General features: G+C 40.3%; 13 protein-coding genes. 7 read left to right on the top strand and 6 right to left on the bottom strand.

From position 1 onward, the window contains the following. Positions 1 to 52: 52 nt before the first annotated feature. The 5 genes from thiC to thiE all read left to right on the top strand — a co-directional run bounded on the left by thiC (position 53) and on the right by thiE (position 5,974). Positions 53 to 2,014, top strand: a complete 1,962-nt coding sequence (gene thiC / locus ESZ26_RS09160; RefSeq protein ID WP_146796728.1) for a phosphomethylpyrimidine synthase ThiC — start codon at positions 53 to 55, stop codon at positions 2,012 to 2,014. A gap of 7 nt (positions 2,015 to 2,021) precedes the next feature. Then, entirely contained in the window at positions 2,022 to 3,233 is a 1,212-nt protein-coding gene (locus ESZ26_RS09155; RefSeq protein WP_146796725.1) for an FAD-dependent oxidoreductase, read from the top strand. Beyond that, the gene (gene thiS / locus ESZ26_RS09150; protein ID WP_146796722.1) at positions 3,223 to 3,450 is read left to right on the top strand and encodes a sulfur carrier protein ThiS; all 228 of its coding nucleotides are present in this window, start codon (positions 3,223 to 3,225) and stop codon (positions 3,448 to 3,450) included. Before ESZ26_RS09155 ends, thiS begins: the two co-directional genes overlap by 11 nt. Before the next feature lie 2 nt (positions 3,451 to 3,452). Continuing rightward, positions 3,453 to 4,256 (top strand): thiazole synthase, encoded by an 804-nt coding sequence (locus ESZ26_RS09145; RefSeq protein WP_146796719.1) that lies wholly within the window; start codon positions 3,453 to 3,455, stop codon positions 4,254 to 4,256. Positions 4,257 to 4,450: 194 nt separating this feature from the next. Next, entirely contained in the window at positions 4,451 to 5,974 is a 1,524-nt protein-coding gene (gene thiE, locus ESZ26_RS09140; RefSeq protein WP_146796716.1) for a thiamine phosphate synthase, read from the top strand. A 16-nt stretch (positions 5,975 to 5,990) separates the two neighbouring features. On the opposite strand, the gene ESZ26_RS09135 is transcribed toward thiE, so the two are convergent. The 6 genes from ESZ26_RS09135 to ESZ26_RS09110 all read right to left on the bottom strand — a co-directional run bounded on the left by ESZ26_RS09135 (position 5,991) and on the right by ESZ26_RS09110 (position 14,409). Further along, complete coding sequence (locus tag ESZ26_RS09135) at positions 5,991 to 7,526, bottom strand: DUF418 domain-containing protein (protein WP_146796713.1); 1,536 nt, start codon at positions 7,524 to 7,526, stop codon at positions 5,991 to 5,993. Positions 7,527 to 7,751: 225 nt separating this feature from the next. Then, positions 7,752 to 10,772 (bottom strand): PqiB family protein, encoded by a 3,021-nt coding sequence (locus tag ESZ26_RS09130; RefSeq protein ID WP_146796710.1) that lies wholly within the window; start codon positions 10,770 to 10,772, stop codon positions 7,752 to 7,754. Further along, positions 10,762 to 11,433 (bottom strand): paraquat-inducible protein A, encoded by a 672-nt coding sequence (locus ESZ26_RS09125; RefSeq protein ID WP_170246341.1) that lies wholly within the window; start codon positions 11,431 to 11,433, stop codon positions 10,762 to 10,764. The genes ESZ26_RS09130 and ESZ26_RS09125 overlap by 11 nt, the downstream gene beginning before the upstream one ends. Then, positions 11,423 to 12,049, bottom strand: a complete 627-nt coding sequence (locus ESZ26_RS09120) for a paraquat-inducible protein A (protein ID WP_146796705.1) — start codon at positions 12,047 to 12,049, stop codon at positions 11,423 to 11,425. Before ESZ26_RS09120 ends, ESZ26_RS09125 begins: the two co-directional genes overlap by 11 nt. Before the next feature lie 306 nt (positions 12,050 to 12,355). Continuing rightward, entirely contained in the window at positions 12,356 to 12,979 is a 624-nt protein-coding gene (locus tag ESZ26_RS09115; protein WP_146796702.1) for a c-type cytochrome, read from the bottom strand. Positions 12,980 to 13,176: 197 nt separating this feature from the next. Further along, positions 13,177 to 14,409, bottom strand: coding sequence for a c-type cytochrome (locus tag ESZ26_RS09110; RefSeq protein WP_170246340.1), 1,233 nt, complete (start codon positions 14,407 to 14,409; stop codon positions 13,177 to 13,179). A gap of 202 nt (positions 14,410 to 14,611) precedes the next feature. Between ESZ26_RS09110 and yihA the strand changes: the two genes are divergently transcribed. Together yihA and ESZ26_RS09100 are read left to right on the top strand one after the other, a co-directional pair. Beyond that, positions 14,612 to 15,253, top strand: coding sequence for a ribosome biogenesis GTP-binding protein YihA/YsxC (yihA, locus tag ESZ26_RS09105; protein ID WP_395880421.1), 642 nt, complete (start codon positions 14,612 to 14,614; stop codon positions 15,251 to 15,253). 198 nt (positions 15,254 to 15,451) lie between these two features. Beyond that, the gene (locus ESZ26_RS09100; protein WP_146796696.1) at positions 15,452 to 17,800 is read left to right on the top strand and encodes a Tex family protein; all 2,349 of its coding nucleotides are present in this window, start codon (positions 15,452 to 15,454) and stop codon (positions 17,798 to 17,800) included. Positions 17,801 to 18,567 lie beyond the last annotated feature (767 nt).

The raw sequence follows: 18,567 nt of genomic DNA, 5'->3' as shown, positions 1-18,567 counted from the left end.
CTTTTTTATTAGTGCATTCATAACAAAATGCATATTATTAAAAGGCAAAAAAATGACCAAAGCAATACATCAATTCACGCGCAGAGAACGTCGCGAGCAAGCAGAAGCATTCTTAAAAAACGTTTCTGATCAATCCTTCCCCAATTCTAAAAAAGTCTATGTGCAAGGTAAAATTCATGATATCAAGGTAGGTATGCGCGAAATCACCTTGTCTGATACTTTATTATCAGGTAATAAAGATAACCCTACTTACGAAAAAAATGAACCACTTTGTGTCTATGATACCTCAGGTTTTTATACCGATGAAAACGTCGATATAGACGTACACAAAGGCATTCCTCGCCTGCGTGAAAGTTGGATTGATCGTCGTGGCGATGTTGAGCTTTTAACATCAAATAGCTCTACTTATGCTCAACAACGTTTAGCTGACGATGGTGTTGACGCGATACGGTTCGAACACTTGCCTAAAATGCGTGTTGCTAAAAAAGGCAAAAACGTTACCCAAATGCACTATGCTCGCCAAGGGATCATTACCCCTGAGATGGAATATATTGCCATTCGTGAAAATTTAAAACGTGAGGAAGTTAAAGATAAAACCTTACTACTACAACATAAAGGCCAGTCATTTGGCGCCAGTATTCCAGCGCAAATTACCGCAGAGTTTGTCCGTGATGAAGTTGCACGCGGCCGGGCAATTATTCCAGTAAACATTAACCACCCAGAATGTGAGCCGATGATTATTGGTCGTAACTTTTTAATTAAAGTGAATGCCAATATTGGTAATTCGGCGGTGACCTCTTCCATTGAAGAAGAAGTAGAAAAACTGGTTTGGTCAACCAAGTGGGGTGCAGACACGGTAATGGATTTATCAACCGGCCGTAATATTCATGAAACCCGTGAATGGATCATGCGTAACTCGCCAGTGCCCATTGGTACAGTACCTATCTATCAAGCGCTAGAAAAAGTAAATGGCGTCGCTGAAGATTTAACCTGGGAAATTTTCCGCGATACCCTTATCGAACAAGCCGAGCAAGGTGTTGATTATTTTACTATTCATGCCGGCGTATTATTACGCTATGTTCCGATGACCGCTAAGCGTGTCACCGGTATTGTCTCGCGTGGTGGTTCAATTATGGCGAAGTGGTGCTTAGCGCATCATAAAGAAAATTTTTTATACAGCCACTTTGAAGATATTTGTGAAATTTTAAAGCAATACGATGTCTCGTTTTCACTCGGCGACGGTTTACGCCCGGGCTCGGTCGCTGATGCCAACGATGAAGCACAATTTGCAGAATTACATACCTTAGGCGAATTAACTAAAATTGCTTGGCAGCATGATGTTCAAACGATTATTGAAGGTCCCGGTCATGTGCCATTGCATATGATCAAAGCAAATATGGACGAGCAACTTAAACATTGTGGCGAAGCACCTTTCTACACTTTAGGTCCATTAACCACTGATATTGCACCGGGTTATGACCATATTACTTCGGGTATTGGCGCCGCTAATATTGGTTGGTACGGTTGTGCGATGCTCTGTTATGTCACGCCTAAAGAGCATTTAGGCTTACCCAATAAAGAAGATGTTAAAGAAGGTTTAATGACCTATAAAATTGCAGCCCATGCCGGCGACTTAGCAAAAGGTCATCCGGGGGCGCAAATTCGTGATAATGCCATGAGTAAAGCACGCTTTGAATTTCGTTGGTACGATCAATTTAATATTGGTTTAGACCCTGAAAGAGCCAAGGCTTATCACGACGAAACTTTGCCACAAGAGTCGGGTAAAGTTGCCCACTTTTGCTCTATGTGTGGGCCAAAATTCTGTTCGATGAAAATATCTCAGGAAGTACGTGATTATGCCGCGGGTCTTGAAGCCAGTAATAAAATAGAGATACAGTTACTTGACGAAGTGATTATTTTAGACGCAACGCCAACCGATATAGCACAAGGCATGGCTGAAAAGTCGGCGGAATTTAAAGCAACCGGTAGTGAAATTTACCATCAGGTGAAGTAGCCAGCCGATGACTATTTATCAGCAGTCCACTAAGCCACCTCAAATTTGTGCCAACATCGTTGTTATTGGCGCAGGGTTAGTGGGTCGTTTAATAGCATTATCTTTGGTCAACCAAGGTTATCAAGTGACCTTGATCGATAAAGATAATAAACAGGGCCACCAAAGTGCCGCTTATGCTGCTGCGGGTTTATTAACGCCGCTAGGTGAAGCTATGCACAGCGATGGTAATATTGTTGAAATGGGCTTTGAATCATTAAAGCTTTGGCCTGAAATGCTTGCTAAATTAGACGGTTATACCTATTTTCAACAAGCAGGTACCTTAATGGTTAGCCATGAGCAAGACCAAGGTGATTATCAGCGTTTTGTCGGTTATATCAAAAATCATTATCCGCACCATCAGCTGCAACAACTTAATCGCCAACAAATACTTACCCTTGAACCCGAATTAGCACATCGCTTTAATCATGGATTGTTTTTACCTGAAGAAGGGCAAATAGGTAATCGTAAATTACTAAAAGCCCTGCAAAAGCAGCTAGAAAAAAGTAGCGTTACTTGGTTAGAAAATGCACCTGTTGTTAACATTGAACAACAAAAATCTACCTGTTTGGTGACTTATCATGAGGATAGCCAAGTAGATAACAAAGGCACAAAACAAGCTGACAGTAAAAAGCATATTGTCGCTGCTGATTTAGCGATTGACTGTCGCGGCGCAGGCGCACGCAGCAGTGCAAGCAAAGCCGCCGCGGCTCCTTTAACAGATTTGCGGGGTGTACGAGGTGAATTGTTTCAGTTATTTGCGCCAGAGGTCAATATCACCCGGCCAATTCGTTTAATGCATCCACGTTATCAATTATATATTGCCCCTAAAACTAACGGTTTTTATGTAGTGGGAGCAACTGAAATCGAAAGTGAAGATTGCGCGCCAATGACGGTACGTTCTTCAATGGAATTACTCAGCGCGGCTTATAGTGTCCATGCTGGATTTGCTGAAGCCAATATTCGCCAACATATTAGCCAGTTAAGACCTGCTTTTAGTGATAACCAAGCTAAAATATCACTGCAAAATCGGCTTATCCAGGTCAATGGACTGTTTCGCCACGGCTACCTTATTGCGCCGGTTGTGTTAAAGCAGTTAGAGTTTAGCGTTGCGCATTTTTTCGAGCGGCGCTCATTAACAGAATCTCCTTATCATAAGTGGTTAGCCATCAATGAATACTAAAGCAACTAACGTAACCTATTTTATCAATGGGCAAGGCATCACCAGTATAAACCCCGATATATCAATGGCATTACAGTATTATTTAACGTCAGAGCAGCAACAGCAAAGTTTTGCCGTGGCCCTTAATGGTGACTTTGTTGGTAAAGCGTATTACCAAAAAACTATAATTAATCCAGGAGATAGTATTGATGTGCTGTTTCCTATTCAGGGAGGTTAATAATGACACTTTCTACCAAGCTAATGATATACGGACAAGCTGTTGATAGCAGACTACTCATAGGTAGCGCACTTTACCCTTCACCTGAGATCATGAAACAAGCTATCTTAGCCAGTGGTGCAAAAGTGGTTACCCTCTCGTTAAAACGGCAGAATCCTGCGCAACAGTCAGGTGCAAAAATTTGGCAATATATTCAAGACCTTGTTAAAGAGACTCAGGGGTTTCTATTACCAAATACTGCGGGCTGTAAAACAGCTAAAGAAGCGGTAACCCTAGCAAAAATGAGCCGCGAGATTTTTCAAACGGATTGGATAAAATTGGAAGTTATCGGTGATGACTATAATTTACAACCAGACCCTATTGAGCTATTAAAAGCCAGCGAACAGTTGTTAAACGAGGGTTTTAAAGTGCTGCCTTATTGCACCGACGATCTAGTGGTGTGTCAGCGTCTATATGACTTAGGTTGTCAGGTGATCATGCCTTGGGCATCGCCAATAGGCACAGGTAAGGGTTTAATGAACCCTTATAATTTAGCAACGATTCGTTCGCGGCTTCCCGATGTAACTCTCATTTTAGATGCCGGTATTGGTAAACCCTCAGATGCTTGTCTAGCCATGGAAATGGGTTACGACGCCGTATTATTAAATTCAGCAATTGCCTTGGCAGATAATCCGATGCTAATGGCAAAAGCCTTCGCACAAGCCATTGTCGCTGGCGAGCAAGGATACATGGCGGGTGTAATGCAGCAACGACAAACCGCTCATCCGTCAACGCCAACCTTAGAGACACCATTTTGGCATCAATAAGGATAAGGATAAGGCTATGACAGAAAGTGTTAAAGAAAAACCGATTGTCTCGACGATCAACGCCAACCTTAGAGACACCTTTTGGGCATCAATAAGGATAAAGCTATGACAAAAAGTGTTAAAGAAAAACCGATTGTCTGGACGATCAACGCCAACCTTAGAGACACCTTTTTGGCATCAATAAGGATTAAACTATGACAAAAAGTGTTAAAGAAAAACCGATTGTCTGGACGATTTCTGGTAGCGATTGCTCTGGTGGTGCCGGCATTGCCGCCGATATAAAAACAGGTCATGCCTTGGGTGTTGAAGTTTGTCATTTGATCACCGCAAATACCGTACAAAACGCTAACCGCCTTGTCTCGATAAATCCGGTAGCTAGCGAGATATTACAACAACAAGCCAAGGTATTAATTGATGATAAACCACCGAGTGTCATTAAGATTGGCTTAATAGCCAATCTTGAACAAGTAAAATGGTTAAGCGAATTATTAGCGGGTTTTAAAGCTAAATATTCAAAAATAATAGTTGTTTTTGACCCCGTTGGCCAAGCCAGTGTTGGTGGTAGTTTTTCAGCACTACAGCGAGAAGATTTAACCCTATTGTTCCACTACGTTGATGTTATCACCCCCAACCTGATGGAAGCGCAACAATTATCAAACTTATCGACCCTTAACCCCGTAGAGCTGGCAACAAAAATTGCTGAATTAGGCATCGCCAGCGTCATCGTAAAAGGTGGACACAGTAACGTATTAGACCATGATGGCTTACCCGTCAGCGGTGACTATTGTTTACATCGCGTTGAACAATCATCGATAAGTTATCAACTCTCTTCACCGAGAATAAATACGTCTTACAGTCATGGTGGTGGATGCTCCTTTGCTAGCGCATTAGCGGCTTTTTTAGCACAAGGCTATTTATTACGTGACGCCTTTACCTTAACAAAAGCATTTATTAATCAAGGTCTTGCTAAATCAGTAACCACTAGCATGAACAAACCCGATTATTATGGTGCATTTGAGCAAACCTATTGGCCTGATAAAGCTGATTTTTTCCCCAGAATATCATCCAATCTAGCGGAAAAACATCAGGGGTTACCACCTTTTCCGTCGTTAGCATTAACGGATAAAAAGCTTGGGCTTTACCCTGTGGTTGACTCACTTTATTGGTTAAAACGTATACTGCCATTAGGCTTAGACATTATTCAACTGCGACTAAAAAATAAGACTGACAGCGAACTTGAACAACTCATCATTGCAGCCATAGCCATAAGTCAGCCGTATAAAACGCGCTTGTTTATTAATGATTATTGGCAATTAGCAATAAAGCATCGCGCTTACGGTGTGCATATTGGTCAAGAAGATTTACAAGACGCTGATTTAACTAAGATTCAACAGTCAGGTTTACGTTTAGGCATCAGCACTCACGGTTGTTATGAGTTTTTATTAGCACAACAATTACAACCCTCTTACTTAGCGATTGGCGCTATATTTTCAACTAAAACTAAAAATATGAGCGGACAAATTCAAGGGGTAGAAAACTTACAACACCTATTGAAATTAGCGAGCAATATTCCGGTTGTAGCCATTGGCGGCATTAATCATCAACGAGCTGAACGTGTTTGGCAGACGGGTGTTGACAGCATAGCGGTTGTTACTGCGGTCACTGAAAGTGAAAATGCTGAAATTGCAGTTAAACAATTCCAGCATTTAATGCAGTAACTTTTCCCATTTAAACCTAAGAAGCGATACTTGTATCACGTTTTTTTTCTAAGAGTAATGGTTGCCATTTCAGGTACGTAATTGAGCGCCATAACCATTCTAACGGGCCAAACCTAAAGAACTTCAACCATAGTGTACAAAAAACAACTTGGGCAACAATTACCGCGACAACAATAAGCATTTGTTGTCCGCGGGCTATTTGGCCAAACATACCACCGGCATAGCCATAGAATATTGTCGTTAAGATAATAGAATGACCAATGTAATTAGTAAGCGCCATTTTTCCTAACGGTGCCAACCATGAAAAGCCTTTGATAAACCAAGCTTTGCTAGCTAATTTTACAAACAACCCGATATAACCGGCACAGAGCACAAACTGCCCGTAGTAAAAAATAGTTTGTCCGCCCGCTCTCACTTCGAGAGCGCTTTTTGTAACCGGGTGTAGACTAATAAAAGTCCCAGCAATACTTAACAGTAAGCCAATGCTCAATCCGCCCCAGCACATAACACTGAAGAAACTTTGGTGTTGTTGTGGGTTTTTCATTCTGCCACTAGCGACTAACCAATAGCCCACCATAAAAAGAGGTAAGCAAACAAAGAAAGCAAAAGTAGGCGTACTGCCTAAAGCTTCAATAGCGCTTTTTGCTCGATACTTAGTCGCTTCAATATAACTAGTTTGCGTAAAAGCTGCTGTTTCTTTTGCTTCGTCTTGCGCACGCTTTTGTTTTCGTTCAAAACGTTGTTGAGCTTTATAAGTGATAAGCTCTTCGTTAGTCATACTGTCTTCATCGACTTCTTCTACCACTTCTTCTAGTTCATCTAATGCTTTAATATCACTATCTGTTGCTATTAAGGTACTTTCTGCTTCAACCTCTATATTTTTATTAAGCAATATTTCTTTGGGATTATCTTTTTCTTGTTTGAGTAAAACATCAAGCTGCTGATTAATGCTGATCTCTTGCTGCCAATCGTTGGTTATTACTGTGTTATCACGAGTAACACCAAAATAAAGGGCGGCAAACATTGAAACCAATAGCGGCATCAGTAATAGCGAGAAACCCACCTTTGCAAATGTGGCGGGGGTGTTAAATCGTGCTAATTTTTTAGTACGTAAAAGTAAAACAAACCCCAGTAAAAGCAAACCTCCTACCGCATAGTCGTGAATAATATCTCCACCCCAAATAAAAATTAAATGCGCCATACCAAAGACAAATAATGCCAACATACGTCGGGTAAACCATGCACCGAATTTACGATCTGCCTCTTGTGCTCTCACTAGCATGATGGCAAAGCCCATACCAAAAAGTATTGAAAATAACTTATAAAATTTGCCTTCAACAAACACTTTAACTAACCAACTTGACGCCCAATCAAAGCCAGTAAGACTATAATCGAAGCTCATTAATGCGCTAACAGGGCGATTAAACCATTCGATATTCATCATAATAATGCCAATTAAGGCAAAACCACGAAGTAAGTCCATCACTTGAATACGATTAGAGTTTGTTAAAGGGGTTAGCGCTTTATTCGTGGGGATCAGGTCATTTTCCATAAATGTTTCACTTTATTATAATTATAATCAGTTAATATATTAAATTATTAATAGCATGAGTCATGCCAATTCGTTACCTGTTGGTTTGTAACGAATTGTGTGATCTTGATTATTATAGTTATTCATAAATATCGAAAAATTGTCTTTTTAGACCAAATTTATCGTTTTTTCTTAACTTTATCGCCTACGGTATATTGAAGAAAGGTCAGGGTGATGTCTCTTTTATTATTGCGACAATTCAATTTTAGGTTGCCATTTATGCCAATCATCATCAACATCCCGCGCTAACATAAATAGTTGTCCTTGCTCTGCTGGCTGAAAAGTTGCAGTAACATCAACCTCAGGTGTCGCAAATGCAATGCCACCAGCAAGCAGTGTTTCTATAGATTCGGAGTCTATGTTTATCCCTGAAAAAAGCCCCGCATCAATACGAATACCACTGGTATTCCAAAACTGACTGCTTTGGCTGACTAAAGGCGCATAACGCGGATAAATATTAATATAGATATTAACGGTGTCGGCGGTAGGTGATAAGTCGACGCCAATTACCCTACCCACTTTTACTTGTCGATAGAGCACAGGATTACCGGTTCTCACTGAACCTAATTTTTTTGCACTTAATGAAAGATTTAAGCCCGAAGGGAGAGTAGTCGTCACCGGCATAATAGCTTTGGCTTCAAAGCGATGACGTGTTTCCCCTTTACCTGGCATTAAACCAATAAAGCCGCCCTCTAGCATAGCACCAACATTAACCGATCCCACCAGAGCAAGCTCAGGTTTAGCAAACCAAAATTTTGAGTCTGCCACGGCAAATTTTCGACCATTGTCATTTAGGAAAGCATAAACAGTTGCGCCAAGACCTTGCTGGTCAAACTTAATCCGAGAAACCAAGCCTACTTGTTGGTCTTGATATTTTATTTTTAAATTATTTTTCAAGCCCTCAACATCATTAAAATGAATTTCTATGGCGACTCCAGCTAACTTTGCATGCTCAATATTGTCAAATAAGGTAAATTTCTCTCCCTCTTCAACCCTGTCTTGCTCAGGCTTTATTTCTGGATTGATAAAACTGATCCCGCCCTTTAATATCGCATCAGCTGATTCTGTTTTAACGATAAAATTCCCTACACCACCACTTATTGTCATACCACTGGCATTATAAAAACGAGTAAAGTTTGAAATTAAATGTCGATACTCTTCCTCTACGGTAATGTTTATTTCAACATTATTGCCGGTGGTATCGAGAGAAACATTATCCACTTGTCCAACAGCTATACCTCTAAAACTAATCGGGCTACCTGGATTAACAACGTTGCCTTGCTCTGATTTGAGCGACAGTTGTAGCCCTTTCGATGATAAATGTTTTGCTGGTGGTAAGTCGGTGACAATAAAGTCATGGGCTTTTTCACCCTCTCCAACGTTAACACTGATATACGCACCACCAAATAAAGCATCGGTATTAGTCATTCCTGACAAGGATAAGTCGGCATTAACCAGCCAAAACTGACTGTTTTCTCGAAGAATATATTCGTAATCAGCTAAGACCCCAACCTGTAAAGTAACTTGGTCTTGCTGGCGAATAACTTGATGTACAGAGCCAATTTCTTCGCCCCTTAGCATGATACGTGTTTTGGTACTTAAACCATGGGCACTGTTTGTATACAGGTTAAATGTTGAGCGCTGCTTAGCGACGTTTTTATCAATAAATAGCTGAAAGTTATCGCCGTTTTTAGGTGCTGCTTTTTCATTATTATCACCTAAGTCAAAAGCAATGCCGCCCGCTAACATCGATTGAATAGATTGCGCTTGTATATCAAAGTTTTGTAAGCCACCTGAAATATGCAAACCACTGGCATTCCAGAAGTGACTATCACTAGAAACAAAGCTTTTGTATTTAGGTTCGATGAAGATGTGTACTAAAAATTCATTAGGGCCAATATTTTCAATCGCCTGAATAGTGCCTACTTTCTGTTGCTTATAATAAATATTAGAGCTTGTGGTTAACGAGCCAACATCTTGCGCTTTTAACACTAAATGTAACCCGGGTTCACTGTATTGATAAGCGGGTTCTTGATTATAAACATTAAATTTATTTAGCGGTTTACCATCAACTGAGGGACGAATACCAATGTGAGCCCCTAACATTAAAGTATGTAAATTTGTAACACCGCCGAGATCGAGATTAGGCGCAATAACAAAGAATTGCGAGTCGCTGGTCAGGTAAGGAATGATGCGCGGATTAATAATAGCGCTGGCTTCGATAACTCTTTCTTGGGGATCAATACGAGTAAAGTCGGTGATTTTCCCTAAGGTTAATCCTTGATACATAATTGAGGCACCACGGTCTAGACCCGAATTCCAATTTAACATTAACTGAATTTCATGGCCCATATTAGCGGTTTCATAATCAGAATATAAAGTAAAGTTTTGGCCATTTTTAGCCTCTGCCATCACAGCTTCATAATCTGAATTACCAAAAGCAACCCCTCCAGCAATAACGGAAGCAAGCGAATCAGTATGAACGGTTACCCCACTGGTTAATGAACCGGAGACAGTGACACCGCTGGTATTCCAAAAGCGGGAATTTTCTTTTACTAAGTTAGCGTACTCAGGTTCAATAAAAAGGTTAATATTAATCAAATCTGAAGTTGCTTCATAGTTAAATCCAGCAACATAACCAACGGTAATTTGTTTAAATAAAACTGGCGATTTCTTCCCCAATGAACCTAAGGTTTTCGTTTTTAACGAAACATGTAAACCTGGCGTTGCTTGGTCTAAGACCGGCTCTTCACTTAAGGCAATAAAATGACTCTTTACTTTACCTTCTTCTTCAATATCAGGCATTACATTTATATAACTCCCAGATAATAAAGTATCTAGTCCAGTGATCCCTTGAAATGAAACATCTGCAGTAACGTACCAAAAGCGCGTTTTATCGGTCAACATTTTTTTCGAGCTTGAAATCATTTCAATTTCAACAATAACACTCTGCAAATCTTCAGACACTTCAACGTGACGAACAATACCTGTGGTAAGTCCTTTATAGCGAACTTGAGTTTTACCGACCACAATACCACTAGCACTTTCAAACTGAACGGTAATAAAAGTGCCTCTATCAGAAACAGCTTTTACAATTAACCAAGCACCAAACAACAACGCAATAATAGGCACTAACCAGACCGCAGAAATACCTTCTCTACTTTTAATAATGGCTTTTGACTCGGCAAGAATAGTTTTATTTGTCATGATGAAGAACGTCCGTATTTTTATATGTTTTTTCAGAAAGTGACTGATGATTATGCTTCTGATGGTTATCCCATAATAGTCGCGGATCAAAGCTTTCCGCAGCAAAAATGGTAAATACCACCATTAAGGTAAAATAGGTAATGCCGACGGCTGGTTCAATACTAGATAAAAAGCCTAAGTTAACGACCGCAGCCATAACCGTGACCACAAATACATCAAGCATTGACCATGGTCCTAAAAATTCAACAATATGATATAACTGACCTTGTTGTTTTAACGTCAATTGTGTTTTTCTTTTGGTGTTATACATTAAGGTAAATAGCCCAATAATTTTTCCTAAGGGTACGACAAAGCTAGCAATAAAAATAATGACCGCGACTGGCAACATACCCATTTGAATAAAAATGGCGATCCCTTCCAAAATGGTTGATGCTTCGGGTTTGCCAAAAGTATAAAACACCATCATAGGATAGATATTCGCCGGAATAAACATCACTAACGCGGCAATGGTCCACGCAAGTGTGTATTCAATACTTTTAGGCTTTCGTGCAGAGAATAGCGTTAAACAACGTGAACAGACTTGTCGGCTGGCATGCATCACATTGAGTTTATGACACTTGGGGCAACTGCCCAAACCTGCAGCAAGCGCTTTATTGCTCAAGAGATTTCTCCAGCTCATGCCATATACTATGCTGATCGATAGTGACCGACATCAATGTTGAGCATAACAACAGGAGTATCAAGCTGAATAACCCGCCATCAATCGTCATATCAGCCAGTGAAGAGAGTTTATACATAGAGACAATAACACCAAGAAAAAACACGTGGAGCATCGTCCATGTATCCAAAACATGGTAAGAGCGAAAAAACACTAACAGCGAAGGTTTAATTTGCTGGAACTTTATGCACCATGTGATATATAAAGCAGTGATCAACCTCACCACAGGAATAGCGATGGTAAACATAAAAACAGCAAAGGCGAGTACGTAATTTCGACTATCGATTAAAAGCGTAATACAGTCAACTAAAGAGGCATCATTATAAAGACCTGCAGCGCCAATGCCAATAATGGGTAATAAAGTCGCAGGGAAAAAAAGCAATAATCCGGCGATGGCGACAGCAATAGTCCGATTAATCGCATCTTTCTTTTTTGAAAATAACATCGCGCCACAACAGCCACATAACGCATTTTGGCCTTCTAATAAGTATGGCATGGGTAATAATGAATCGCATTGATGACAAGCAATCATATTATTAACGACTGAATGGTTTTTCACAAAAGTCCCCGTTCCATCAAGATAGTTATCCTTACCTTTAAAATCAATAAATTACCAATTAATAACATCTATTTTAGTGTACGACATCAACGTATCTTAGCCAATAAAAAAGCAGCTTATTAAGCTGCTTTATGTTCAGGATGAACGGTATGTCTTGGTGCCATGGATGGCAAAAAAAGAAAATGTTCAGGATGGCCTTTCTCAGACATCCTGTCTTTCAAGGCATTAGTGCATCCCTGTACGTCAAGGTATGTCTTGGTAAAATTGATGGCAAAAAAAGACAATGTTCAGATGCGCTATAAGTGACTATTTAATCGTCGCCATGTACTTCACTAAAGCAGCAATATCATCATCTTCTAGTTTCATAGCAATGTTTCGCATCATGCTATTTTTATCGTTGTAGCGAGCTCCAGAACGAAAACTTTCCAATTGAGCAGTCAAGTACATTGCATTTTGTCCCGCCAAAGCAGGAAAACCAGCTTGTGACATGCCTTTTCCATCAGCGCCATGACAAGCGATACAAGCAGTAATTCCGCGCTCTACATCGCCGCCAAAGTATAATTTTTTGCCAACTGCACTGGTTTCTCCACCCGCATATTTTGCGGGCTGTGCACTATAATAAGCGCCTAAATCAAGCATGTCTTGTTCGTTTAATGCCATGGCCATACCGCCCATAATTGCATTAACACGACCTTCTTTTCCACCCGACGTTAGCCCCGTTTTAAAGTTAGCTAATTGTTTTGCGATATAACTACTACCTTGTCCGGCGAGGCTAGGATACATAGGTACTAAGCTATTACCATCAACACCGTGACATGCGCCACACATTGCCGATTTTGTTTTACCGGCATCAACATTGCCTTGAGCAGCATGGCTGATATTTAGTGCACTTGTTCCTAATAAAACCAAGCTTAGTAGTATTCTTTTCATCGTTGAGCTCTCTATATATGTAGATAATTAAATGTGGCTAGCAATGGTTGGTAAGGTTATTACCTTAGGCATTGCAGTCTTCAATATCAAACAGTTTACACAAGTTATACCCATCGGACTAATTTATTGATCACTTAGCGGGCATAAAAAAGCAGCTTATTAAGCTGCTTTTTTGAAAAAATTATTTTAACCGTTCTTTATTTCATTGAAGACATGTACTGCGCTAATGCGTCAATATCTTTTTTCTTCAGGCGTTTAGCTATATTGCGCATCATGCTATTACGATCATTATAGCGTTCACCGGCTTTAAAGCTCATTAACTGTGCGGTTAAATATTCAACACTTTGATTAGCAACAACAGGGAAACCCGCTTTTGCAACACCTTTACCGGATGCGCCATGACAAGCGATACAAGCGGTAATACCACGAGTTGTGTCTCCACCAAAGTATAGTTTCCGCCCTAGTTCAGAGCCCTTGCCATTACCTGGTGTCGGTTTTTGACTAGCAAAGTATGCACCCAATTCTGCCATGTCTTGTTCAGACAAGGCTGCAGCCATACCTGCCATTACCGCATTTTCACGTGCGCCAGATTTAAATTCTAGTAATTGCTTAGCCGTATACTCGGCATGTTGGCCAGCCAACTTAGGATACATAGGGACTAAACTGTTACCGTCTACACCGTGACAAGCGGAACAAACTGCTGATTTAGCTTTACCGGCAATCGCTGCTTCCGTAATAACCGCAACGGTAGCAACACGCTTGGCTTTTACATGAGCAACGGCCTTAGTGTCAGAAAAATAGGCACCCATATCAGCAATGTCTTCATCGGTCATCGCTCCAGCAAATTGATTCATTGCATAGTTAACGCGCGTTTTATCTTTAAAGGCATGTAATTGCTTTTCGATATACTGGGCATGTTGGTTGGCTAAATTCGGGTTGATTAATACCTTACTATTACCTTCTTTACCATGACAGCCGATACAGCTAGCAATATTACGTGACGGATCACCTAATTCGTAAAGACTCTTACCTGCACTAGCATTGGCAACATAAGCAACACTTGCTACTACAGCCGTGGGGGCTGAATGCATGCTGGCAAGTTCAGCTGAAACGGTTGCGCCACTTCTATCTAAACTTGAGAAGTAAGCACCGATATCTGCCATATCTTGATCAGATAAGCCCGCCGCCATTGGCGCCATCATAGCGTTGACACGTGTACCACTTTTAAAGGCTTGTAATTGTTTAACAATATAAGCAGCATGCTGACCCGCTAAATTAGGAAATGCATCACTTGCACCAATGCCATTAGCACCATGACAAGCACTACACATAGCTGCTTTACTTTTACCTGCATCAGCATTTCCGGCTGCTGCGAACGCGACATTAATACTCGTTACGGCAAGAATTAACGAAAAAATAATTTTATTCATTGAATGGCTCTCTGCTCTGCTACTATTGATTAAGTATTCACTAAAAAATAAAAAGGTGAATATAAAAACTGGTAACATTTTACACTAATATCAGCGCGGTGTAATAAGCATAGTAAAAATTAAGCTTAAAAAATGACACTTTTTACTGTTTAACGAGAAAAAAAAGATATAATGCTTTTTTTATTTGTTATTGGACACCATTTTGTCATCACCTGTTATTCATTTAAGTAAAGCCACTTTCACATTAAGTGCGCCGGATATTCGTCGCTTGCCTGAAGACAGCGGTATAGAAGTGGCCTTTGCGGGACGTTCAAATGCGGGTAAATCAAGCGCACTAAATACCCTAACCAACCAACGTGGTTTAGCTCGAGTCAGTAAAACACCAGGTCGAACACAGCTTATTAACATTTTTGAAGTCGCACCTAACAGACGTTTAGTTGACTTACCCGGCTACGGCTTTGCCAAAGTTCCGATTGAAATGAAGAAGAAATGGCAAAAAGCGCTTGGCGAATACTTAGAAAAACGTGATTGTTTAAAAGGCTTAGTTATTTTAATGGATATTCGTCATCCGTTAAAAGATCTTGATATGGACTTGATCCAATGGGCCGCGGACAGTGATTTACCGATATTGGCGTTATTAACAAAATGCGACAAGCTTTCACAAGGTAAAAGAAGTGCTGAAGTGCTTCAAGTTAAAAAAGCCTTAGCATCGTTAAATGCTGATATTACCGTACAAGCTTTTTCATCATTAAAATATACTGGTTTAGAAACAGCAAACGATCTGATTTGCCAGTGGTTATCTGCTGATTTACCAACAGATCTACCCGAAAGTGAAGAATTTTAGTATCGCCATTTAATGCCAAGTTATCTCACTGAAAACTAACTTGGCTGGTATTTTTCATACCAACAACGCGATAAAAAAACATTCGTTTTTCAGTCGTTAATCTTCACTAATAAAACCAAACAAGCAAATTGATGCTGCTATCAAACCATGGCAACATAGTGCTTTAAAACTTATTCTTTCAAAAAGGCTCGTCAATTAATGGCTACTATTGCTGAACTCATCGCAACAGAACTTAACGTTAAAACCACTCAGATAACTTCAGCAATAAACTTGCTTGATGATGGCGCTACCGTACCTTTTATTGCGCGTTACCGTAAAGAAGTCACCCAAGGGTTAGACGATAACCATCTGCGCCACATTGACCAACGTTTAAGTTATTTACGTGAGCTTGAAGACCGTCGAAAAGTCATTATCACCAGCATCACCCAACAAGATAAATTAACGCCGTCATTAGAAAAAGAATTACAAGCCGCTGACAACAAGACCCGTTTAGAAGATTTATATTTACCGTTTAAACCTAAACGCCGCACTAAAGGTCAAATAGCCATAGAGTCGGGTTTAGAGCCTCTTGCCAATAACCTTTACAATAATTGGACGTTAACGCCAGAAATTGAAGCAACAGCCTTTATTAATAATGATGCTGGTTTTAGCGATGAAAAAGCAGTACTTGAGGGCGCTATTTATATCCTCATTGAACGTTTTGCTCAAGACGCTAACTTATTACAGAAATTGCGTAAGCATTTATTAAAACAGGCGCATTTATCCAGTGTTGTTGCTAAAGGTAAACAACAAGAAGGTGCTAAGTATCGTGACTATTTCGAGCATTCAGAATTATTAAAAAATGTCCCTTCACATCGTGCTTTAGCGATGCTGCGTGGTCGTAATGAAAAAATATTACAACTGAGTATTAATGTAGATCCAAGCCAAGAAGATAATCATTACTCAAGTGCCGAACAGATTATTTGTGAGCACTACAACCTTCGTTTAACCGGACAGGCTGGCGCAGAATTTATTACTAAAGTAGTACGCTGGGCATGGAAAATAAAATTAAGCTTGAGTTTAGAAACTGAATTATTGGGTAATTTACGTGAACAAGCAGAAAATGGGGCGATAAAAGTTTTTGCTACCAATTTAAGTGATTTGTTAATGGCCGCGCCTGCTGGTGCAAAAACGACGCTAGGTTTAGACCCAGGTATGCGCACCGGTTGTAAATTAGCGATTGTTGATGCTACCGGTAAATTATTACAAACCGCGACGATTTTCCCACACGCACCACAGAATCATTGGGAAAAATCAGTACGAACCTTAGTGAGTTTATGTCAACAACACAAGGTTGAATTACTGGCCATTGGCAATGGTACTGGTTCACGTGAAAGTGACAAACTCGCGGCTGAAGTGATTCAGGCGTTAGAAGCAAACAAACCACAAAAAGTGATGGTCAGTGAAGCAGGTGCTTCGGTGTATTCTGCGTCAGAATTTGCAGCAAAAGAATTTCCAGATTTAGATGTTTCAATACGTGGCGCTGTTTCTATCGCACGACGCTTACAAGACCCATTAGCTGAACTGGTAAAAATTGACCCTAAAGCGATTGGTGTTGGTCAATATCAACATGACGTAAGTCAGAGCCAGCTAAGTAAAACCCTCGACAATGTTATCGAAGATTGTGTAAACAATGTCGGTGTTGATTTAAACAGTGCTTCAGCTGCGCTGTTAACACGGGTTTCAGGTTTGAATAAAACGATGGCCGATAACGTTGTTGCTTACCGTGACGCACATGGCCGTTTTGATGACAGAAAAGCACTGAAAAAAGTAGCACGCTTAGGGCCTAAAGCCTTTGAACAAGCAGCGGGATTTTTACGTATTTCCGGTGGTAAAAACCCTCTAGATAATTCTGGGGTTCACCCGGAAAGCTACCCAGTGATTGAAAAAATAATTGCCCACCTCAATAGCAATATTAGTGATTTAATCGGCAATAGTGAGCAACTAAGCAAAATTAATATCGCTGATCTCAAGGATATTAATATTGGTGAGTTAACCCTTAAAGATATCGTTAGTGAATTAGAAAAGCCGGGGCGCGATCCTCGCCCTGTCTTTAAAGCGGCACAGTTTAAAGAAGGCGTAAATACCATTAATGACTTAACTGTCGGCATGGTACTCGAAGGTGTTATTTCAAACGTTGCCAACTTTGGTGCTTTTGTTGATTTAGGTGTTCATCAAGATGGTTTAGTGCATATTTCATCACTCACTGACAAGTTTGTTAGCGACCCACGTGAAATTGTTAAAGCGGGTGATATCGTTAAAGTAAAAGTGATGGAAGTCGATGCGGCTAGAAAACGTATTAGCTTATCCATGCGATTAGATGAAACAGTGACCACCAAGCCAGAACAAAAAACTTCGACCAATAAGCCTCATGACCGTTCACAGAATACCGTAGCGAAAAATACCAAATCCAATCAGCAACGCAGTGCAAAACCACAACCAAAAACGAATGACAATGCGGCAATGGGTAATGCCTTTGCCGATGCTTTTGCTAAGTTAAAAAAATAGTAGAGGGTTATGATGGTACTGAAGTTATCAGTACCAACGACAAAGCAGATCCTAAAGAACAGATACTGAACTTGTTTCAGTATCTGGATGACGGTTATTTATGCTGAATTTATTCTAGTATCAGGTCTTTCTTACTGAGTCCTCAACAAACAGATCCTAAAGAACTTCCGTCATGCTGAACTTGTTTCAGTATCTGTTCTTCTTCCCACATTCACAAAACCAGATGCTAAAGAACTTCGTCATGCTGAACTTGTTTCAGTATCAGGATGACGGTTATTTACGCTGAACTTGTTTCAGTATCTGTTCTTCTTCCCACATTCACAAAACCAGATGCTAAAGAACTTCGTCATGCTGAACTTGTTTCAGTATCAGGATGACGGTTATTTACGCTGAACTTGTTTCAGTATCTGTTCTTCTTCCCACATTCACAAAACCAGATGCTAAAGAACTTCGTCATGCTGAACTTGTTTCAGTATCAGGATGACGGTTATTTACGCTGAACTTGTTTCAGTATCTGTTCTTCTTCCCACATTCACAAAACCAGATGCTAAAGAACTTCGTCATGCTGAACTTGTTTCAGTATCAGGATGACGGTTATTTACGCTGAACTTGTTTCAGTATCTGTTCTTCTTGCCGCATTCAAAACCAGATGCTAAAGAACTTCGTCATGCTGAACTTGTTTCAGTATCAGGATGACGGTTATTTACGCTGAACTTGTTTCAGTATCTGTTCTTCTTGCCGCATTCAAAACCAGATCCTAAAGAACT

Origin of the sequence: Colwellia hornerae, assembly GCF_007954355.1 — a bacterium.
GTDB lineage: Bacteria > Pseudomonadota > Gammaproteobacteria > Enterobacterales > Alteromonadaceae > Colwellia_A > Colwellia_A hornerae.
The sequence above is the reverse complement of the archived record's forward strand: the minus strand, read 5'-3'. Positions and strand labels throughout refer to the sequence as shown.